The sequence below is a fragment of the Devosia sp. Root685 genome, from assembly GCF_001427875.1.
Lineage (GTDB): Bacteria > Pseudomonadota > Alphaproteobacteria > Rhizobiales > Devosiaceae > Devosia.
The window spans coordinates 1,594,057-1,613,934 of sequence record NZ_LMHK01000001.1 but is presented as its reverse complement, the minus strand read 5'-3'; the positions used below and the strand labels follow the sequence as shown (position 1 = coordinate 1,613,934).

Sequence of the window (19,878 nt, the reverse complement as noted above, 5' to 3'; positions counted from 1 at the left end):
TGTCGCTACGGCGGGACCACCTGCCGTTTCGGGATGGTCGCTGGCGTTAAGCGCGTTAACTTGCCAACTGGATGACAACCCCTTATAGGGGCCGTCCCTCGCGCGGTTGCCGCGCTTTTCCCTAGAGATGGACGGTTTGAAATGGCGCTTGGCTGTGGCCTCGACTTCGGCACTTCGAACTCGACCCTCGGACGCGTCGGCGCCGATGGGCATCCTGATCTTCTGGCGCTCGAGGGCGGCAGCCGGACTATTCCGAGCGTGCTGTTTTTCAATTTTGAAGACGACAGGCTCTATTTCGGGCGTGCCGCAGTGGCCGAATATGTGTCGGGGGCCGATGGGCGGTTGATGCGCTCGCTCAAGAGCGTGCTCGGGACGGCGCTTTATGGCGATACGACGCGGGTGAAGGCGCGGCGGCTAGGTTTTGGCGAGATCATCGGCAGCTTTGTCGGCGAATTGAAGCGCCGGGCCGAGGCGGAACTCGGTGGGGAGCTTACGCAGGTCGTGATGGGCCGGCCGGTGCATTTCGTCGATGACGACCGGCAAGCTGACGCCGAGGCGCAGGACCAGCTTGAGGCCGCCGTGCGGGCGCAGGGTTTTGAGGAGATCGCCTTTCAGTTCGAACCGATTGCGGCCGCGCTCGACTATGAGCGGCAGGTGGCAGGGGAAAAGCTGGCGCTGATCGTCGATCTTGGCGGCGGTACGTCGGACTTTTCGGTGGTGCGGGTTTCGCCTGAGCGCAGTGGGCTGGCGGATCGGAGCGGGGATATTCTGTCGACGGCCGGTGTCCATATCGGCGGGACGGATTTTGACCGGCTGCTGGCCATGGCCAAGGTGATGCCCGAACTCGGGCTGGGTTCGGAGACGCGGGATAAAAAACGCTACCTGCCAGTGGCGCCCTATGTCGACCTTTCGACCTGGCACCGGATCAACCGGCTTTACGACGCCAAGGCCATTCGCGATCTGCGCTCGACTGTACGCGAGGCCGCGGAGCCGGACATGGTGGAAACCATGGTCATGCTGGTCGAGGATCGGCTGGGCCACAGGCTGATCGGTCGGGTGGAAGAGGCCAAGATTGCGCTTTCGGACGCGGACATGACGCAGTTTTTGTTTCCGGTGCGCGACCGCGAGATTTCGACTGCGATCACGGCGGCGGAACTGGGGCAGGCGTTGGCGGATTCGATCCGGCGGCTTGAGGCGACCATTCTTGAAACCTTGCGTCGCGCCGGCGTCGGGGCCGAGGCGGTGGATAGCCTGATCCTGACCGGCGGTTCGACTTTGGTGCCAGCGGTGGCGGGGCGGTTGCAGGCGCTGTTCCCCGAGGCTGATGTGGTGCGCACCGACGTGCTGGGCTCGGTGGGGCTGGGGCTGGCGCTGGAAGCGAAGCGCGTTTTCGGCGCCTGAACTTATCCAACTTATCCATCTAATCCCCGCGTCACGGTGATCTGCTAGTCTTCAGGCATAGTCGAACAATTGGGTTTCGATAGAGCAGGAGGCAGCGGGCATGAGCGAAGTGGCGATGCCGGACTGGTCCTCCATTCGCGAAGAATATGAGGGTCGCCAGTTTCTGCCGACGGTCATCTGCCGGCGGCATGGGATCAGCGTGGCGCAATTGCGCTATCGCCGCGAAATGGAAGGCTGGCTGGGCGCGAGGGCGAGAGTGCCCAAACAGGCCGATCTCGTGGCCCGCATGCTCAAGGTGCTCGACAAGCAAATCAGAAAACTGGAGGCGGCCGTGGATGAGCCGATCGATAAGCAGGTCAATGTTTTGGCCACGCAGGTGAAGACACTCGACAAGTTGATCGAGCTGGGGGCGGCCAAGCCCAATGTGGAGCCGGCGAGCCGCAAGGACATGACGGACCTGCGGGCCAAGCTGGTCAAGCGCATGGAGCAGTTCAAGGCGCGGTGACGTCGCTGCCTTCAGGCGGCAGGATGTTTTTGGGGAGCGACGTTTTGCAAGAAGAACTCGACCTCTCGATGGAGCATCCTACACCGCCCGGTGAGGTGCTCACTTCCGAAAAGGTAGTGGCAGCGCTCTCCGATGAAGAGGCTGAAAAACAATATTTTGAGTGGCACCGCTGGGCGCTGCCCAAGCAATTGCCGCCCGAGGGCGACTGGACGACCTGGCTGCTGCTGGGCGGGCGTGGCTCGGGCAAGACGCGGGCCGGGGCGGAATGGGTTCGGGAACTTGCACGGGACAAGGTGACGCCCATTGCGCTGGTGGGTGAAACCATGACTGAGGCGCTGAGCATCATGGTGCGGGGCGAGAGCGGTATCATTGCGGTGCATCCCGACGATGACCGGCCGATCCTGCGCGGTGGCAATCGGCTGGTCTGGCCCAATGGGGTGGAAGCCTGGATCATGACGGCATCGGACCCCGAGCGGTTTCGCGGGCCGCAATTTGCCGCGGCCTGGTGCGACGAGGCCGGCAAATGGCCGCGCGCGGAAGATGCATTTGACCAATTGCAGTTTGGGCTGCGGCTGGGGGATCGGCCGCGCCAATTAGTGACGACGACGCCGCGGCCGACAAAACTGATCAAGCGATTGCTGGCCGATCCGCACACGGTGACAGTGCGCATGACGACGGCGGAGAACAAGGCGCAATTGGCGCCGCAGTTTCTTGGTGCCGTGGTGGCGCGCTACCAGGGCACGGTGCTCGGAAGACAGGAACTCGACGGGGAACTGATCGAGGATCGGCCCGATGCGCTCTGGCAGCGCGGCATGTTTCATGAGGGCGGGCCGGTGACGGGGCGGATTGTCGTCGCAGTCGATCCGCCGGTGACCGGGACGGCGCGCTCGGATGCCTGCGGGATCGTGGTGGCGGGGCGGAGCGGGGACGGCGTTCTGGTGCTGGAGGATGCGACGCTCAAAGGCGTGGCGCCGCTGGTCTGGGCCCGGCGCGCGGTGGCGGCGTTTGAGGCGCATGCAGCCGATGCGATCGTGGTGGAAGTCAATCAGGGCGGTGACCTGGTGAAGAATTTGCTATCGCAGGTGGATGCCTCAGTGCCGGTGGTCGAAGTGCGCGCGACGCGCGGAAAATGGCTGCGGGCGGAGCCGGTGGCGGCGCTTTATGGGCGTGGGCTTGTGGCGCATGTGCCGGGACTGACCGCGCTCGAAGATGAACTTTGCGCCTTTGGGCCGGATGGCAAGGCCGATGGGCATTCGCCGGACCGGGTGGATGCGCTGGTGTGGGCGCTGACGGAATTGCTGCTCAAGGGCGCAGGGCCGCGGGTGCGGTGGGTTTAGCGAGAACCCCCACCTAGCCTCCCCCTGGTAGGGGGAGGGATCTATCGCGTTTGTGGGAATGCTGGTGGGCCGCTGACCTACTCCTCCCCCTGCCAGGGGGAGGTTGGGTGGGGGTTTCTGTCCGGTGATCGGGGCGAGCTAAAGGACCAAAAAATGCCGAACTGGATGAACCGCCTTTTCGGCGGACGGACGAACGCGCCCAGCGAAACCAAGAATTTTTCGGGGCAGACGCTGATGACGCTCAGCGCGCTGGGGCAGGCGCAATGGAGCGGGCGGGGCTATGCCAGCCTCGTCAATCAGGGGTTTATGCGCAATCCGGTGGTTTATCGCTGTGTCAGGCTGATTGCCGAGACGGCGAACCGGGTGCCCCTAACGGTGCGGGTCGATGGCAAGGTGGTGAGCGAGCATCCGCTTAAAAGTCTCTTGCAACGGCCCAATGGGCGGCAATCGGGCGCGGAAATGCTGGAGGCGGTTTACGCCTATCTGCAGACTGCGGGGAACGCCTATCTGCAGGCGGGGATCGTCGAAGGTGGCGTGAAGGCGCTGTTCGTCTTGCGGCCCGACCGCATGCGGGTGGTGGCCGGAGGCGATGGCTGGCCGGTGGGCTATGACTATACGGCGGGCGGCAAGACGGTGCGGATTTCGCAGGAGAGTGCGCCGCTGCCGGGCATTTTGCACATGGCGCTGTTTCATCCCATGGATGACCATTACGGCATGGGGCCGCTCGAGGCGGCGCAGACGAGCCTCGATATTCACAATGCCTCGGCGCAGTGGAACAAGGCGCTGCTCGACAATGCGGCGCGGCCGAGCGGAGCGCTGGTCTATTCGTCCGGCGGCGGCACGCTGACGGAGGAGCAGTTCCGGCGGCTCAAGGAAGAGCTGGAGGAGAATTTCTCCGGCGCCGCCAATGCCGGACGGCCCATGGTGCTCGATGGCGGTATCGACTGGAAGGCCATCGCCATGAGCCCGCGCGAGATGGACTTTATTGAAGCGCGGCATGCAGCGGCGCGCGATATTGCGCTCGCCTTCGGGGTGCCGCCCATGCTGCTCGGGATTCCCGGCGACAATACCTATGCCAACATGGCCGAGGCCAACCGGGCGCTGTGGCGGCAAACCCTGGTGCCGCTGGTGGTGCGGGTGAGCCAGGAACTGAGCCTGTGGCTGGGCCCGGCGTTCGAAGGCGCCGAAGTTGTGCCCGATTTCGACGAGGTCGAAGCGCTGGCCGAGGATCGGGCGGCGCTGTGGGCGCGGGTCGGTGGGGCGGAGTTTCTCAGCGATGCGGAGAAGCGGGAGATGGTTGGCTTGACCGCATCCTCTTGAGGCAAATCGCTCCGGCGGAGCGATTTGAGCGGGCAAGGCCATGAGGGCTATGCCCGAATGGCGGGGAGGGAGCGGCTATGACGGGAGGGCGTCATGGGGCGAGTTTGAATATCGCTTGGCCGACCTTCGGCTTAGTCTCTCGGCGCGGCGATTTTCTCTCGCGCTTGACGACATGGTGCAGAAATACCGGCCGGATCAGCCGAGAATGCCCAAGGGAACGCCGGAGGGTGGGCAATGGGCTTTCGAAGGAAACTCAACGTCAAACCGAATAGATCATGCTGATGTGCAGCGTTTGGCGCTGACCGAGTTTGGTTTGCTAGCGACTGAATGGCGCCTGAAAGATGGCACTCGTATGTGCGTATACGATCTCGATACTCAGATGTGGATCATGGTACAAGATTCAATGAGCCAGATTGGTTGTCAGAGAATGCTGCACCAATCTTCAATATTTCCGGTGGCCAGCGTCTAAATGATAATTGGTAGAGAAAATGTCGAATATTTATCGATCCGAAGAATTCTCTCTGTCGCAAACCGCCCTTGATCACGTGCGATACATTCAGGGGCGATACTTGGCGCATTCTCCTGGCAATCCGCCAGTGCTGGCCGGTATCTGTACTGGATATCCGCTAGGCGATGCAGCGCCCGCAATGGGGCAGGTCATCATTGCATTCTGGACGCAGGCAGAGGTCAGTTCGGGGGCGTGGAATGAGGAGAACATCGTCGATATCGCCGGGATAAAATTTCTCTTCGCGGTGTTACGCAAGCACCGTGCCGTATTCCTTGATGCAGTGATCGACTATAGTCCGGAAAGTGCGTTTTTTCTTCGGAAGACACCGACGGTTTGATGGGTATTCAGAATGCTGCTCATCACGAAGATTTCGGTTACCGAGCGCGCAAGCCCGCTGCTCTTTAGCGAGTGGGCGCGCTTCAGGCCGCGACGTCCGGGCGAGGTGTTCGGGCTAGCCTACACGTCGAGCCTCATCAATGCCGATGGAACGACACCATCAGATTTTCGGCCCGGATATTCGCGCCACTCTGTCGATCCAGAGGGACTAGGCGATATGTGGGCGCGCGCCGTTCCCACCAATGGGCCCGAATTTCTATTCATGCCCAAATTCACATGGAGCGCAGACGAGTATTATGTCATCGACGTGGCTTGCGCGCGCCATGAGCTGCTTTCCATCGGGCCGGTTGCCCGGTGACGTCTTCTGAAGCAAGCCAAAGGCTCAGGGCCGCCGAAGAGTAATGTGAACCATCGAACACCCAAGCCCGCCTCTGGCGGGCTTTTTTATTGCCCAGGAGGACCCGGATGGACGACCACACCAAGACCATTATCGAGCGCGGGGATCTCGCGTCTGGGCGCTCCGGGAAATGGCTTCGGCCAATAAGCGGTTCAATGATTTCGTGACCGAAATCGCCAGCCTCAACAGGCTGTTTCGCAAGGGGGACGAGTGAATGGCGGACAAGCAAAACCGGGAAGCGGCGGTAGAGACGTTTCGGCAATTTGCCTGGAACCTGGCGGGGACGCTGGCCGACAGGCGTCGGCCGGTGGTGGGCTTGACCGCGTCCTCTTGAGGCAAATTGCTCCGGTGGAGCGATTTGAGCGGGCAAGGCCACGAGGGCTATGCCCGAATGGCGCGGAAGGAGAGCGTAAGCAATGACACGAATTGCTCGGCGGGCGCTGAAAGCGCTTGGACTGGAAATCCGGCTGGCAACGCTTTCGCTCAAGCTTGATGTGCTGATTGCAGCGCTAGAGCGGCGCTATCGCCCGGACCAGCCCCGAATGCCGAAAGGGACGCCAGAGGGTGGCCAGTGGATTGAAGATCTACCGCGCCTTGTAGCCGTAGAGGCGGAACCTGAACGCATTCTCGTGGCTGCTCCACGATGTGATGGGTTTTCTAGCGGATGCCAAAACGGAGGAAGTTTTGGTACAACGGGGATGTACAGCATCTTCGGGCAGAATCTCTGCCGACATTGCGCGATAAAGTTTCTCGGCCTTGAGGGGCTGCCGCATCGCGAGCAGCTAGAAACCATTGAATTGATTGATCCTAATCTCCGACGGAAAGGTACCGATGTCATCAAGGGCGCAAGCACTCAAAGCCGTCTCAGTTGGGGATTTGATCTTCGGGCTCAGGGAGGATGGGCGGCCAGATCTTTTGTTGGTCTATAGTGCCGACGATGCGACTTTCTTGGCGCGCAACATTTTCAATCGAACGAATTTCCGTTTCAGTCGGGATGGCCAAGGTCGCAGGATAGAAGACGGTCAGGCTTGCACGATCGTATCGACAACCGCCCTGCCACCCGAACAGCATCAGGTCGCAATTGGCCTGGATCGCCGGATGAGCACCAACCCAGAATATCCGGACTCAAGACTAACCGAGGACGAAATCCGGTTGGTCCTAGACCACCACGAGTTCTTTGAGGCGCGCTTGCTGCCTGGAACGGAGCCGATCGTCAGGCGAGCGCAGCGGCTGCGGGCTGTATCACACATTCTCATGATGGAGCTGGACCGGGCTGATGCACCTGAAAGCCCGCCCTCGCTGCGCGAATATGACGATCATGTACCAGCATTGGTTGAGTTGTTGGAGAAGCAAGACTCGAGCCCAGACGTAGGGCGTTTGCTATCCGACATTGTTGCACTCAGGAAAAGGCCGCAGAGGGTGTCTGAACGCACGGCGGCCGTAGCAGACAGCTTGGTGAGGTTGGCGCAGTCCTGGACCTAAAACCCTGGCGTTCGGCTAGACAGTGAAGAGGCATTGCGCAGAATTGGCGATATGCCGGTCGAGCATTTGTTGATTACGGACTGACAGAAGCTCAAAACACCTCTGGCGCAGTTCGGAGCGGATATTTTTCAGGCTGCGCGTGATTTCTGTCGATGGCCGGCAAGTAAGCCAAGTACCGAAATATCTTCGTCTATCTCGGGCCAATGAATGCCTTCCCCAATACCGATAAGGCGCCAATTGGCGCGGTCGGTAGCCGACGCATCGCGGAGGCGCGGGAACCACTCGACCGGCACGGCAAGCTCGCGGCCATCATCGAGACTGACGCGCAGGGTCTTTTCGTCGACGGCGACATCGACGGCCAGAGGTTCGGATTCAAGCGTCAAAGTGCTCATGCCAGGCTTTCAGGAATGCATGCCGATGGTTCAAGACCATCTCTCGTAGCGGTCCCAGCTCATGAGAGCGAAACCGCTTGGATGATGCCAGTTCTACAGGCTCAAGCCAATACTTGGCGAGCTTGTCGCCAAATTCAACATGGACGTGCGGCGGCTCGTTGCCTTCGCCGCTGTAGAAGAAGAACCGATAGCCATCGAGGCGAAGGATTGTGGGCATTTCAGTGCTCCGTTGCCTCTCCGATATCAGCACAAACTAATTTGTATCCGGCGCAAAAAGTCTTTGCGCGCCGAGACACAAGCTTTGCCGCAGAACGACAAAGCTTCAAGGGGTAACCATGGACGACCTCACCAAGACCATTATCGAGCGCGGGGATCTCGCGCATCTGGCGCTGTCTGGGCGCTCCGGGAAATGGCTTCGGCCAATAAGCGGTTCAATGATTTCGTGACCGAAATCGCCAGCCTCAACAGGCTGTTTCGCAAGGGGGACGACTAAATGGCGGACAAGCAAAACCGGGAAACGGCGGTAGAGACGTTTCGCCAATTTGCCTGGAACCTGGCAGGCACGCTGGCCGACAAAGGCCGGCCGGTGGCCAAGCCCCAGTGGCGGGCGGGGAGCAAACGCTGATGGCGGGGCCAATTCCCGTCGATGCCGATGGGCGCTTTGCAGGTTATGCGAGCGTCTTCAACCGGCTCGATAGCGGCGGCGATATTGTTTTGCCTGGGGCCTTTGCCAAAAGTCTCAGGAACCGGGCGGGGCGCATTCGGCTATTGTTTCAGCACGATCCTAAGGAGCCGGTGGGCTTTTGGGAGGAACTGCGCGAGGACGCCCATGGGCTGTTTGCGCGCGGCAGGCTTGTGCCCGGCGTGCCGCGGGCCGATGCGCTCAAACGCCTGATCGAGGCCGAGGCACTCGACGGGCTTTCCATCGGCTTTCGCACGGTGAAAGCCAGTCGGCAGGCGGGGAACCGGCTGCTGCACGAGATCGATCTTTATGAAATTTCGATCGTAACCTTTCCGATGATGGAGGCGGCGCGGATTGCTGCTCCCATTTCGGCCGGCGCCGCCATTGCGGCCGCTACGAGAATTTTACGCAACCGATAGAAGGATGCCGACATGGATCGGATTGACGACGGCCTTGAAATCAAGGCCGGCGCGGGGACTGACGTTGCCGCGCTGTTCAACGAATTTTCCGCCGCGTTCGAGGAATTCAAGCGCACCAATGACCAGCGCCTGAAGGATATCGAGAAGCGCGGCACGGCCGATGGCCTCATCGAAGGCAAGCTCGAGCGGCTCAATGCCGTGCTCGACGGGCAGAAGGCGGCGCTCGATCGCGCCAGTGCCGAGCGTGCCCGCCCGGCGCTCGAGGGTAAGAGTGTTGTGCCCAACGGCGAATATAAGGAGGCGTTTTCAGCCTATGTGAAGCGCGGCGAGGAAAAGGCGCTGCAGATCGGCGTCGGCGCCGATGGCGGCTATGTGGTGCCTTCGGAAGTCGAGACGGAAATTACCCGTTTGATGACGGGGATTTCCCCGATCCGTGCCATTGCCGGGGTGCGCCAGGTTTCGGCAGCGGTCTATAAGCGTCCGATCACGGTTTCGGGTCCACAAACGGGCTGGGTGGGCGAGACGGCGAGCCGTCCGACGACATCGAGCCAGACGCTGGCGGAACTGAGCTATCCGACGACCGAGCTCTATGCCATGCCGGCGGCGACCACGGCTTTTCTTGACGATGCCGCTGTCGATGTCGGCCAGTGGATTGCCGACGAGGTCAACGCGGCTTTTGCGGCACAGGAGACGACGGCTTTCGTCAACGGCGACGGCACCAACAAGCCCAAGGGTTTTCTGGCTTCGACCACGGTGGCGGAAAGTAGCTGGAGCTGGGGGAGCCTTGGTTACATCGCGACGGGCACGTCGGGCGCGCTGCCGGCGAGCAATCCCAGCGATGTGCTGATTGACCTCGTTTATGCGCTCAAGGCCGGCTATCGCCAGAATGCCAACTGGGTGATGAACCGCAAGACGCAGGGGGCGCTGCGCAAGCTGAAAGACTCCGACGGCAATTATCTCTGGCAGCCTTCGGCGACGGCGGATGGCCGCGCCAGTTTTATGGGCTTTCCGCTGGTGGAGGCGGAGGACATGCCCAATATTGGCGCGAATTCGCTGTCGGTGGCGTTTGGCGATTTCCGCCGGGGCTATCTGATTGTGGATCGCCAGGGGGTGAACGTGTTGCGTGATCCCTATTCGAGCAAGCCCTATGTGCTGTTTTATACGACCAAGCGCGTGGGTGGCGGCGTGGCCGATTTTGATGCGATTAAGCTGCTGAAGTTCGGCACGTCGTGATGGCCGATGGGCCGGTTCACCCCCTCCCTCCTCCCCCATCAAGGGGGAGGTGAAGGGACAGTGGGTGTGGCCCGCCCTGGCCACATACTCGATGCGGCACCTCCCCCTTGATGGGGGAGGTTGGGAGGGGGTGTGAGAGCCCCGAACAATCCAAGGACCAAAAACATGACTTCCTATCTCCTGGCGGGGCCCGCCGAGGAGCCGGTTTCGCTTGTCGAGGCCAAGGCTTTCCTCAAGGTCGATGACAGTGCGGAAGACGGGCTGATCACGACGCTGATCGGGGCGGCGCGGCTGCATATTGAGGGCATTACCGGCAAGGCGCTGCTGGCGCAGAGCTGGCGGGTGGTGCTCGACGATTGGCCAGACAATCGCGTGGTGAAACTGCCGGTTTCGCCGCTGATTGCCATCACCGAAATTTCGGCGACGGACGGCAATGGGGCGAGCCATGAGCTGGCGCTCGATCAGTTCGGCTCGGAGCCGGACCGGCTGCTCGTGCCGCGCGTGGTCGTCGGCATGCCGGCGCTGCAGGAGCGGCAGGGGATCGAGATCGACTATGTTGCCGGGTTCGGGACCGAGCCGGAGGAGGTGCCGGCCGATATCAGGCAGGCGCTGCTCGGGCTCGTGGCGCATTGGCATGAGCATCGCGATGCGGTGATCGTGGCTGGCTCGGGTGCGGTTGTGCCCTCGGGGTTTGACCGGCTGGTGTCAGCGCATAAGCGGGTGCGGTTGTGAACGAGAAGGTGCCGCCCATTGGTACGCTGACCGATCGGGTGCAGCTGCGGCGGCGCGAAAGCATGGCCGAGGCGGAGGGTGGGCACGGAAAATTCTATGTGCCGCTGGGCAATGCCTGGGCGCGGGTCCGTAGCCTTAACGGACGGCAGGGGACCAATGCCGATGGGCGGGCGGTGGCGATTTCGCATGCGGTGGTGCTGCGGTTTCGCTCCGATCTCGGGCCGGGGGATCGCGTGATCTATCGCGGGCGCAATCTCGATGTGGTGAGCGCGGCCGATCTCAATGGAAGGCGGGCTTATCTGAGCTGCACCTGTAGCGAAACGCAGGTGACGGGATGACCCATCCGATTGTGGCTTTGCAGGCCGCGCTGGTTGCTGCGCTCGAGGCGGATGCGGCGCTCACGGCATTGGTGGGGGCGGGCGGGGTGTTCGATGCGCCGCCGCAGAACCGGCCGGCGCCCTATGTGGTGATCGACCGGCATGACGTGCGCCAGGCCGATGGCGATGAGGCGCCGGGGCAGGAGCATCGGGTGCTTGTGCATTGCTGGGCGGATCGGCCGAGCCGCAAGGCGGCGTTGGCGATTGCCGAGCGGGTGATGGCGGCACGGAATGGGCTGGTGCCCGCGGGGTTGGCGGTGGCGCTGGCCGAGCATGTGCGGACCGAGACCATCATCGATGCCGCGACAGGGCAGGCGCGTGCGGCGGTTTTGCTGCGGTTTCTGACGGAATAACGGCGCTGGACCCCCACCTAGCCTCCCCCTGGTAGGGGGAGGGACGCGTCGGTGTGTGTGGTTGATCCGGGGAAGGGATTGAAAGAATGGCAGCCCAGAGTGGCAAGGATATGCTTTTGAAACTCGACCAGACGGGGTCGGGGAGTTTTCTGACGGTGGCGGGGCTGCGGACGCGCAGCCTGGCGTTCAATGCGGCGAGCGTCGATACGACCGACCAGGAAAGCGCCGGGCGCTGGCGGGAATTGCTGGCGGGCGGCGGGGTGAAGCGGGCTTCGGTTTCGGGCTCGGGGGTGTTCAAGGATCAGGCTTCGGATGGGCTCATCCGGAGCCTTTTCTTTGCCGGCACGATCCGCAACTGGCAGCTGATCCTGCCGCATTTCGGCACGGTGGAAGGAGCGTTCCAGATCGTGGCGCTGGAATTTTCGGCCGATCACGCCGGGGAAGTGACGTTTGACCTTGCGCTGGAAAGTGCGGGGGAAGTCAGCTTTACGGCGACCTAAACATACCCCTCACCCGTCTCGCGCTGCGCGCGATCCACCGTCTCCCGCAAGGGGCGAGGGGTGGTCCGGCGCACCGGGAGGCAAAGTGCTCTGACCTCGTGGTTCGACAGGCTCACCATGAGGTCTCCGAGATACCAGGAGCAAAAAAATGCCGAACATTCATCGTGGGGAAATCGCTGCCGAGATCGGGGGCGAGACGCTTGTGCTTTGCCTGACGCTCGGGGCGCTGGCGGAGCTGGAGGCGCGATTGGGCGCGGGGGATCTGGCGGGTTTGGCCGAGCGCTTTGCCGGGGGCAAGGTGTCGGCGCGGGATCTGACGGCGATTATCGGGGCCGGGTTGCGCGGGGGTGGCAATGCCATTTCCGACGATGAGCTGGCGCAGATGAGCGTCGAGGGCGGATTGCGCGGGGCGGCCGATATTGCCGTGCGGCTGTTGCAGGCGACGTTCGGGGAGGCGGCATGAAACCGTTTCCCTGGAAAGATGCCATGCAATTCGGGCTCGGCGTGCTGCGGCTGCCGCCCGAGGCTTTCTGGAAGATGAGTCCGCGCGAACTGGCTGCGGCCTGGGGCGCGGTGCTGGGGGATCGGGCGGGGCCGCTGGACCGGCCGGGGCTCGAAAGCTTGATGGAGAGGTTTCCCGATGGCCGGTGATCTCTTTGACGACGATTTCAAGAATGAGCTGAGCGATGTGTCGGTCGAGATCAAGCGCATCCATTCGCTGGCGGATGGCGTGGCGCGGTCGATCTCGGCGGGTTTTCGCAGCGCTCTGACCGATGGAAAGTCGCTGGAGTCGGTGATTGTCGGTGTGGGGCGGGCGTTTGCGGATATGGCGCTGAAGGCGGCGTTCAAGCCGCTGGAAACGCTGGCTGGCAATGCGCTGGAGGGGCTTTTTGCCGGCCTCAATCCCGCGATCATTCCGCACGCCAAAGGCGGGGTGATTGCGACGCCGACCTATTTTCCGCTGGGCGGTGCACTCGGGCTGGCTGGGGAGGCTGGGCCGGAGGCGATCATGCCGCTGGCGCGTGGGGCCGATGGGCGGCTGGGCGTTGCGGGCGGTGGCGGCGGGGTCAATGTGACTTTTAATGTGACGGCGACGGATGCGCGCAGCTTTGCGGCGAGCGAGGCGGAGATGAGCGCGATGCTGCTCAGGGCAGTGCGCAGGGGTACGCGGGGGAGTTGAGCCCTAATCCAACTCCTCTGCGGAGGACGGATACCCCTCACCCTGACCAATTTGCTGAACGCAAAGTTGGTCTGTCCCTCTCCCTCAAGGGGCGAGGGAAGAACTGAGCGAGAGAGACCAAAAAAATGGCATTTCATCATGTGCGGTTTCCGCTCGATATCGCGCTGGGGGCGCGGGGTGGGCCGGAGCGGAAGACCGATGTCGTTACGCTGGCGGGCGGGGGCGAGCAGCGCAATGGGCGGTGGGCGCATTCGCGGCGACGGTACAATGCCGGGTATGGGGTGAAATCGCGGGCCGATATGCAGGCGGTGCTGGCTTTTTTCGAGGAAAGGCGCGGGCGGCTGCATGGGTTTTTGTGGCGCGATGGGATCGATCATTCTTCGGGCGGTGCGGTGCCGCTGCCGGGCGACCAAGCGATCGGGACGGGCGATGGGGTGAGGACCGGGTTTCAGTTGTTGAAGCGCTATGGCGCGACTTTTGATCCGTATCTGAGGCCGATCCGGAAGCCGGTGGCGGGATCGGTGCGCGTGGCGGTGGCGGGGGTCGAGCGGACCACGGGTTGGGCGGTGGACGAGGCGACGGGGATCGTCAGTTTTGCCGTGGCGCCTAATTCGGGCGCGGCGGTGAGTGCGGGCTTTCTGTTCGATGTGCCGGTGCGGTTCGATACGGATCGGCTCGATATCGAATGGTCGAGTTTCGATGGGGCCGAGGCGCCGAATATTCCGCTGGTGGAGATTTTGCCATGAAGGCGGTTGGGACGGACTTGGCGGCGCATCTGGCCGGGAGCGCGACGACGCTGGCGCATTGCTGGCGGGTGCTGCGCAGCGATGGCCTAGTGCTGGGATTTACCGACCATGATGGTGAGCTGGTGGTTTCGGGTACCACGTGCAAGCCCATGCATGGGCTCGTGGGGGGCGAGGTGCCGGCGCGGCTGGGGGCGCAGGTCGAGACCGGGGAAGTGCTCGGGATTTTGCACCATGACGCTATCGACGATGAGGATATTGCGCTTGGACGCTATGATGGCGCGCGGGTGGAAACCTGGCTGGTGAACTGGGCGGAGCCGAGCCAGAACCTGTTGCTGCGGGTGGATACGATCGGCGAGATCGTGCGCGAAGATGGCACGTTTCGGGCCGAATTGCGCTCGGCGCAGGCGGCGCTGAACACGGTGCGCGGGCGGCTCTATCAGGGGCTTTGCGATGCCGTGGTGGGGGACACGCGCTGTGGCGTGAACCTGGCGGCGCCGGGGCGGTCGGGGACGGCGACGGTTTTGTCGGTGGTCGATCCGTTTCGGATCCTCGTCAGTGGGCTTTCGGGTTTTGCCGAGGACTGGTTTGCCTTTGGTGTCGCGCAGTGGTCGGGCGGCAAGCGGGTGGGTTTGCAGGACGCAGTGTTGATGCATCGCAAGGGTGCGGGGGGCGACCTGCTGGGTTTTGGGCAGCGGGTGGGCGATTGGGTCGTTGCGGGGGATGTGTTTGCCGTGACGGCGGGGTGCGACCGGCGCTTTTCGACCTGCAAGGCCAAGTTCGGCAATGGGGTCAATTTTCGCGGTTTTCCGCATGTGCCGGGCAGCGATTTCGTGCTGCGCTATCCGCGCGAGGGCGATGCGCTCGATGGACGGGCGGTGGTGCCATGAACCCCGAGCTGGTGGTTGCGACGGCGCAGGAATGGCTTGGGACGCCCTATCGGCATCGGGCTTCGACGCTGGGGGCGGGGTGCGACTGCCTGGGGCTGCTGCGTGGGGTGTGGCGGACGCTTTATGGCGACGAGCCCATGGTGGCGCCGCCTTATCGGGCGAGTGTGCGTGATCCCCAGAATGCCGAGGCGCTGCGCGCGGCCTCGGAGCGGTTTTTGCTGCCGGCCGAGGGGCCGGTCGAGGCGGGGCAGGTGGTGCTGTTTCGGCTGGCGGGGCTCGAGGAGCCGAAGCATTGCGGGATCATGGTGTCGGGCGAGCGGTTTATTCATGCGCAGGAAAAGCTGGGCGTGGTTGAGGCGTATCTTACGGACGGCTGGGCGAAGCGGGTGAGCGGGCGGTTCTGGTTTCCGTAGGTGCCGTGCGCGTGGCCCGCCATTCGAGCGTAGCTCTCATGGCCTTCTCACCTAAATTCGCTCCACCGGAGCGAATTTGCCTGCGGCCGGCTCGAAGTCCCGCAAGGGGCGAGGGAAGAGTCGAGGCTCACGAATAAAGGACCAAAAACATGGCGACTTTGGCTTTATCCCTGGCGGGGCAGTTCGCTGGGGGGCTGGTGGGTGGGCCGATTGGCGCGACCGTGGGGCGGGCGCTGGGGGCGCTGGCGGGGAGTGCCGTGGATAGCTGGCTTTTTGGCGAGACGCCGAGGCAGCGCGAGCAGGCGACCTTTGATGTCAGGATCGGCGGGTCGGTCGAGGGGGCGGCCATTCCGCGGCTTTATGGCTGGGGGCGGCTTTCGGGCAACATCATCTGGGCGCGCGAGCTGGAAGTGCTCGGCGGCGAGACGGCGGGCGCCAAGGGCTGGGGACAGCAACAGCAGCAGGAAAAGGAAGACGAGATCGGCGCGAGCTTTGCCATCGGATTTTGCGAAGGGCGGGTGATGCGGCTGGGGCGGGTCTGGGCCGATGGGCAATTGCTCGATCTGCGCGGGATCAATTATCGCTTCTATTCCGGCAGCAATGGGCAGATGCCGGATGGTTTGATCGAGGCGACGCAGGGGGCGGGCAATGCGCCCGCCTATCGCGGGCTTTGCTATATGGTGTTTGAAAACCTGCCGATTTCGCGGTTTGGCAATCGCATTCCGCAGATTTCGGCGGAGCTTTGCCGGCCGGTCGGAGACCTCGAAACCTCCATTCGCGCGGTGACGGTGATCCCCGGCGCGACCGAGTTTGGATACGATCCGGTGCCGCGGCTGCGCATGCTGGGCATGGGGACCGGCGCGGCGGAGAATGCGCATGTGCAACCCGGCGTCAGCGACTGGACCGTGTCCATCGACGAGCTGCAGGAGCTGTGCCCGAACCTCAAACACGTCTCGCTGGTGGTGAGCTGGTTCGGCAGCGATTTGCGCTGCGGGTCTTGCCAGATCGGACCGCGGGTCGAGGCGGCGAGCCGGGATGTCGAGGGCGTTTCCTGGAACGTAGCGGGATTTTCGCGCGGGGCCGTGCCGGTGGTGTCGAGCCATGGTGGTGGACCGGCCTATGGTGGCACGCCTTCGGATGGGGCCGTGCGGGCAGCGATCGCGGACCTGCGGGCGCGCGGGCTTTCGGTGACGCTTTACCCGCTGATCATGATGGATGTGCCTGTGGGAAACGGTCTGGCCGATCCTTATGGCGGTAGCCAGCAGGCGAGTTACCCCTGGCGCGGGCGCATTACCTGTTATCCGGCCGCTGGGGTTGCGGGATCGGTGGATGGCACGGCGACGGCGGCAAGCCAGGTGGCGGCATTCATGCCGGGCTATCGGGCGATGATCCTTCACTATGCGCAAATGGCCGTGGCGACTGGTGTCGAGACGCTGCTCATTGGCTCGGAAATGCGGGGGATGACGACGGTGCGCGGGGCGGGGAATTCGTTTCCCTTCGTTTCGGCACTGATGACGCTGGCGGCGGATGTGCGGACGATCGTCGGGACCGGCACCAAACTGAGCTATGCGGCGGATTGGAGCGAATATTCGGGCTATCAGCCGGGTGGGGGCGAAAAGTTCTTCCATCTCGATCCGCTTTGGGCCTCGCCCCATATCGATGCGGTGGGGATCGACTGCTATATGCCGGCGGCCGATTGGCGGGATGGCGAGGGGCATCTGGATGCGGCAGCGGGAAGTACCCATGACCTCGGCTATCTCGGCAGCAATATTTCCGGGGGCGAGGGGTTTGACTGGTACTATGCGAGCGATGCCGATCGGGCGGCGCAGGTGCGGACGCCGATTGCCGACGGGGCGCATGGCGAGCACTGGATCTGGCGATTTAAGGATATTGCGGCCTTCTGGGGCCAGTATCACCATGACCGGCCGGGCGGTGTCAGGGCGGGGGCGCCCACGGCATGGGTGCCGGGGGCGAAGCCGATCTGGCTGACAGAGCTTGGGTGCGCCGCGGTCGATAAGGGGGCGAACCAGCCCAATATTTTCGGCGATGCCAAGAGTTCGGAGGGCGGGCGGCCGTATTTTTCCAACGGCTTTTCGGACCCGCTGATCCAGCGGCAGTTTTTGCGTGCGCATTATCGGCATTGGGGGAGCCCGGCGAAGAACCCGGCGGGCATGGTCGATCCCGAGCGGATCTATTGCTGGACCTGGGATGCGCGGCCGTTTCCGGCGTTTCCGGCGCGGACCGATGTCTGGTCCGATGGCGTCAACCACGCCACGGGCCACTGGCTGACCGGGCGGCTCGGGGCCATGAGTAATGACGAAATGGCATCGGCCATGGCGGCTGAACATGGGGCCGTGGTGCATGCCGGGGCGTCTGACCCAATCGTGGCCGGCGTCATTCTTTCGGGGCCGGGTACGGCGCGCGATGCGCTGGAGCCATTGCTCGAAATTACCGGGCAGCGGCTGGTGGCGCGCGGCGGCGTGCTGACGGCGGTTTCGGCGCGAGGCGGCACGGTCGTCGGTTTTGAGCGGGAAGAACTGGCGCAGGGCGAGGGCGCGGTATTGTCGCAGCGCCGGGCCGCGGCGGTGGAACGGCCGGGGCGGCTGGCGCTGAGCCATTTCGACAAGGGCCGGGATTATCTCGCGGCTTCGGCCACGGCGGTGCGTCCGGGGGCGGGGCAGTTGATCAGCGAGAGCGTCAATATGGTGCTCGATGGCGCGTCGGCGTGCCTGGCGGCGGAGCGGCTGCTGGATGATCGCGCGGCATCAGTGGATACGGTGGAGTTTTCTCTGCCGCCTAATCTGGTCGCGCTAGAGCCGGGCGACCGCGTCGTCGTGGACGGCGAGGGACCCTACGAAATCACCGAAATTCGCGATGGCGCGGTGCGTCAAATAACGGCGCGGACAGTATCGGCGGGGACTGCATCGGCGACTGGGGTCGATCGTGCGCCGGCGACGGCGCCGGTGCTGGGGGTGGCGGTGGCGCCGGTGGTTTTTGCCGCACACTTACCACCCCTGTCGAGCGATCCTTCGCGGAGCCGCCTGGTTTTCGGCGCTTATGCAAAACCGTGGCCGGGGGCGGTGCGGCTGGTCGATACGGCGACGGGTGCGGCATTGCTTGATCTGACGCGTGCGGCGGCCCTGGGCGAAGTGGTTGAAGGGATCGGACTGGGGCCGGTGGCGGTCTGGGATCGTGGCTCGGACCTGAGCGTCCGGCTCTATGGCGGACATATCGCCGATGGGGCGGACGCGGCGGTGCTGGCGGGCAGCAATCGGCTGGCGGTGGAAACCGATGCCGGGGCCTGGGAGGTGGTTGGGTTTGCGGAGGCGGAACTGGTCGAACCGGGGCTCTATCGGCTGACGCGATTGCTGCGTGGGCTTGAGGGGAGCGATTGGGCCATGGGTACGGTGTCGCCGGGGCGCCGGGTGATCGTGCTCGATAGCAAGGTGGGCGTGGTGCCGGTCGAGGCGGGGCGGCTGGGTGAGGCGCGGGATATCCACGCCTATGCCGGCACTGCCGACCTTGTGGGGCAGGTGCTCACCGCGTCAACGACGACCGCGCCGGGCTTGCCATTAGCCCCGGTGCATCTACGGGCGCGAAGGGGGACAGCTGATGAAATCGTCTTTTCCTGGATAAGGCGCAGCCGGGCCGAGGACGATGCCTGGGGCGCGGCTGAGCCGGCTCACGAGATTGTGCCGGAGCGCTACCGGGTTTCCATTTTTGATGGCGTGACGCTCAAGCGGAGCATCGAGGTTTCCGCGCCTTCGGCCAGCTATGGCGCTGCCGAACAGAGTGCGGATTTTGGCGGCCTTGCCACCGGTTTCGGATTTTCGGTCGCGCAAATGAGCGCGGCGCTGGGGGCGGGCCATGTGGCGGAGGGGATTTATGGCGAATGACGAGCGGTTCGAGCGCTGCCTGACCGCGGTGCTGCGGCACGAGGGCGGCTATGTCGATCATCCCAGTGATCCCGGCGGGGCCACCAATATGGGGATCACCCGCAAGACGCTGGCGCGCCGGCGCAAGGTGACGCCCTGGACGGGGCTGCCGAAAGCTGCAGTCGAAGCGCTGACCCGGGACGAGGCGGCGCTGATCTATCGGGCAAGCTATTGGAACACGACCAAGGCTGGCGCCATGCCGGCGGGAGTGGATCTGGCGCTGTTCGATTTTGCGGTCAATTCAGGGCCGGACCGGGCGGTGCGCATGCTGCAGGCGGCGCTTGGTGTGGCGGCCGATGGCGAGGTCGGGCCGGTGACGCTGGCAGCGGTGCAGGCGGCCGATGCGAGACGGCTGATTAATGCGCTTTGTGATCGGCGGCTGAGCTTTCTCCAGCGGCTCACGAGTTTTGCGGTCTTTGGCCGGGGCTGGACGCGCCGGGTGGCCGAGATCAGGGCGGCGGCTCTCGCCGACGTGAAACTTCCTTCAATGGTGCAACGGAGAACGATTATGACCATGTTGACGGGTTATCGGACCTATATCGTCGCGGCCTTTATGATTGTCGCGGGGCTGGCGCAGGTACTGGGGGTGGAACTGCCGGCACTTGATGGTGGCTCCGCGGGCAGCCTCATCCTCGAAGCGCTGGCGATCATCTTTCTGCGCAAGGGGCTGAAAGGCGACGCTGCATAAGGGGTGCGCGGGGCTTGGGAGAATATGTGGAACTGTGAACGCCAACATGAATTGC

The 19,878-nt window shown here is 63.5% G+C and carries 26 protein-coding genes; 24 read left to right on the top strand and 2 right to left on the bottom strand.

Annotated elements, in window-relative coordinates; translation table 11 throughout:
- The first annotated feature begins 141 nt into the window (after positions 1 to 141).
- The 9 genes from ASD83_RS07675 to ASD83_RS07640 all read left to right on the top strand — a co-directional run bounded on the left by ASD83_RS07675 (position 142) and on the right by ASD83_RS07640 (position 7,286).
- Positions 142 to 1,401 carry an Hsp70 family protein gene (locus ASD83_RS07675; RefSeq protein ID WP_056309381.1) on the top strand — a complete coding sequence of 420 codons (1,260 nt, stop codon included), beginning with the start codon at positions 142 to 144 and terminating at the stop codon, positions 1,399 to 1,401.
- 100 nt (positions 1,402 to 1,501) lie between these two features.
- Entirely contained in the window at positions 1,502 to 1,906 is a 405-nt protein-coding gene (locus tag ASD83_RS07670) for a hypothetical protein (RefSeq protein ID WP_056309379.1), read from the top strand.
- A gap of 68 nt (positions 1,907 to 1,974) precedes the next feature.
- Positions 1,975 to 3,243 (top strand): DNA-packaging protein, encoded by a 1,269-nt coding sequence (locus tag ASD83_RS07665; protein ID WP_056309992.1) that lies wholly within the window; start codon positions 1,975 to 1,977, stop codon positions 3,241 to 3,243.
- 153 nt (positions 3,244 to 3,396) lie between these two features.
- A complete protein-coding gene (locus ASD83_RS07660) occupies positions 3,397 to 4,563 on the top strand; it encodes a phage portal protein (RefSeq protein WP_082561007.1) in 1,167 nt (388 codons plus the stop codon).
- A 115-nt stretch (positions 4,564 to 4,678) separates the two neighbouring features.
- A complete protein-coding gene (locus ASD83_RS07655) occupies positions 4,679 to 5,032 on the top strand; it encodes a hypothetical protein (protein ID WP_156385817.1) in 354 nt (117 codons plus the stop codon).
- A 19-nt stretch (positions 5,033 to 5,051) separates the two neighbouring features.
- Entirely contained in the window at positions 5,052 to 5,408 is a 357-nt protein-coding gene (locus ASD83_RS20910) for a hypothetical protein (protein ID WP_156385816.1), read from the top strand.
- 12 nt (positions 5,409 to 5,420) lie between these two features.
- Complete coding sequence (locus ASD83_RS07645; RefSeq protein ID WP_056309371.1) at positions 5,421 to 5,765, top strand: hypothetical protein; 345 nt, start codon at positions 5,421 to 5,423, stop codon at positions 5,763 to 5,765.
- A gap of 455 nt (positions 5,766 to 6,220) precedes the next feature.
- The gene (locus tag ASD83_RS20905) at positions 6,221 to 6,733 is read left to right on the top strand and encodes a hypothetical protein (protein WP_156385815.1); all 513 of its coding nucleotides are present in this window, start codon (positions 6,221 to 6,223) and stop codon (positions 6,731 to 6,733) included.
- Between the two features lie 19 nt (positions 6,734 to 6,752).
- Complete coding sequence (locus ASD83_RS07640) at positions 6,753 to 7,286, top strand: hypothetical protein (RefSeq protein WP_156385814.1); 534 nt, start codon at positions 6,753 to 6,755, stop codon at positions 7,284 to 7,286.
- A 128-nt stretch (positions 7,287 to 7,414) separates the two neighbouring features.
- On the opposite strand, the gene ASD83_RS07635 is transcribed toward ASD83_RS07640, so the two are convergent.
- Together ASD83_RS07635 and ASD83_RS07630 are read right to left on the bottom strand one after the other, a co-directional pair.
- Entirely contained in the window at positions 7,415 to 7,678 is a 264-nt protein-coding gene (locus ASD83_RS07635) for a DUF2442 domain-containing protein (RefSeq protein ID WP_056309367.1), read from the bottom strand.
- Positions 7,659 to 7,895, bottom strand: a complete 237-nt coding sequence (locus tag ASD83_RS07630; protein ID WP_056309365.1) for a DUF4160 domain-containing protein — start codon at positions 7,893 to 7,895, stop codon at positions 7,659 to 7,661. The genes ASD83_RS07635 and ASD83_RS07630 overlap by 20 nt, the downstream gene beginning before the upstream one ends.
- 276 nt (positions 7,896 to 8,171) lie before the next feature.
- Here ASD83_RS07630 and ASD83_RS21450 point away from each other — a divergent pair, with 276 nt between their 5' ends.
- The 15 genes from ASD83_RS21450 (at position 8,172) to ASD83_RS07560 (ending at position 19,823) form a co-directional block, all read left to right on the top strand.
- A complete protein-coding gene (locus ASD83_RS21450; protein WP_274532567.1) occupies positions 8,172 to 8,303 on the top strand; it encodes a hypothetical protein in 132 nt (43 codons plus the stop codon).
- Complete coding sequence (locus ASD83_RS07625) at positions 8,303 to 8,779, top strand: HK97 family phage prohead protease (protein ID WP_056309364.1); 477 nt, start codon at positions 8,303 to 8,305, stop codon at positions 8,777 to 8,779. Before ASD83_RS21450 ends, ASD83_RS07625 begins: the two co-directional genes overlap by 1 nt.
- A 12-nt stretch (positions 8,780 to 8,791) precedes the next feature.
- Positions 8,792 to 10,012, top strand: a complete 1,221-nt coding sequence (locus ASD83_RS07620; RefSeq protein WP_056309362.1) for a phage major capsid protein — start codon at positions 8,792 to 8,794, stop codon at positions 10,010 to 10,012.
- 165 nt (positions 10,013 to 10,177) lie between these two features.
- Positions 10,178 to 10,744 (top strand): head-tail connector protein, encoded by a 567-nt coding sequence (locus tag ASD83_RS07615; RefSeq protein WP_056309359.1) that lies wholly within the window; start codon positions 10,178 to 10,180, stop codon positions 10,742 to 10,744.
- A complete protein-coding gene (locus tag ASD83_RS07610) occupies positions 10,741 to 11,082 on the top strand; it encodes a phage head closure protein (protein WP_056309357.1) in 342 nt (113 codons plus the stop codon). Before ASD83_RS07615 ends, ASD83_RS07610 begins: the two co-directional genes overlap by 4 nt.
- Positions 11,079 to 11,474 (top strand): DUF3168 domain-containing protein, encoded by a 396-nt coding sequence (locus ASD83_RS07605; RefSeq protein WP_056309355.1) that lies wholly within the window; start codon positions 11,079 to 11,081, stop codon positions 11,472 to 11,474. Before ASD83_RS07610 ends, ASD83_RS07605 begins: the two co-directional genes overlap by 4 nt.
- An 86-nt stretch (positions 11,475 to 11,560) precedes the next feature.
- Positions 11,561 to 11,974, top strand: a complete 414-nt coding sequence (locus tag ASD83_RS07600) for a phage major tail protein, TP901-1 family (protein ID WP_056309354.1) — start codon at positions 11,561 to 11,563, stop codon at positions 11,972 to 11,974.
- Positions 11,975 to 12,122: 148 nt separating this feature from the next.
- A complete protein-coding gene (locus tag ASD83_RS07595) occupies positions 12,123 to 12,437 on the top strand; it encodes a gene transfer agent family protein (RefSeq protein WP_056309352.1) in 315 nt (104 codons plus the stop codon).
- Positions 12,434 to 12,625 (top strand): rcc01693 family protein, encoded by a 192-nt coding sequence (locus ASD83_RS07590; RefSeq protein WP_056309350.1) that lies wholly within the window; start codon positions 12,434 to 12,436, stop codon positions 12,623 to 12,625. Before ASD83_RS07595 ends, ASD83_RS07590 begins: the two co-directional genes overlap by 4 nt.
- A complete protein-coding gene (locus tag ASD83_RS07585; RefSeq protein ID WP_056309348.1) occupies positions 12,615 to 13,154 on the top strand; it encodes a phage tail tape measure protein in 540 nt (179 codons plus the stop codon). The genes ASD83_RS07590 and ASD83_RS07585 overlap by 11 nt, the downstream gene beginning before the upstream one ends.
- Positions 13,155 to 13,279: 125 nt before the next feature.
- A complete protein-coding gene (locus ASD83_RS07580; RefSeq protein ID WP_056309346.1) occupies positions 13,280 to 13,900 on the top strand; it encodes a DUF2460 domain-containing protein in 621 nt (206 codons plus the stop codon).
- Positions 13,897 to 14,787: a DUF2163 domain-containing protein gene (locus ASD83_RS07575; RefSeq protein ID WP_056309344.1), complete on the top strand. Its 891-nt coding sequence runs from the start codon at positions 13,897 to 13,899 to the stop codon at positions 14,785 to 14,787. The genes ASD83_RS07580 and ASD83_RS07575 overlap by 4 nt, the downstream gene beginning before the upstream one ends.
- Entirely contained in the window at positions 14,784 to 15,200 is a 417-nt protein-coding gene (locus tag ASD83_RS07570) for an NlpC/P60 family protein (RefSeq protein WP_056309342.1), read from the top strand. Before ASD83_RS07575 ends, ASD83_RS07570 begins: the two co-directional genes overlap by 4 nt.
- A 149-nt stretch (positions 15,201 to 15,349) precedes the next feature.
- Positions 15,350 to 19,096, top strand: coding sequence for a glycoside hydrolase/phage tail family protein (locus ASD83_RS07565; protein WP_082561006.1), 3,747 nt, complete (start codon positions 15,350 to 15,352; stop codon positions 19,094 to 19,096).
- Positions 19,086 to 19,823: a glycoside hydrolase family 108 protein gene (locus ASD83_RS07560; RefSeq protein ID WP_056309339.1), complete on the top strand. Its 738-nt coding sequence runs from the start codon at positions 19,086 to 19,088 to the stop codon at positions 19,821 to 19,823. The genes ASD83_RS07565 and ASD83_RS07560 overlap by 11 nt, the downstream gene beginning before the upstream one ends.
- Positions 19,824 to 19,878: the final 55 nt, after the last annotated feature.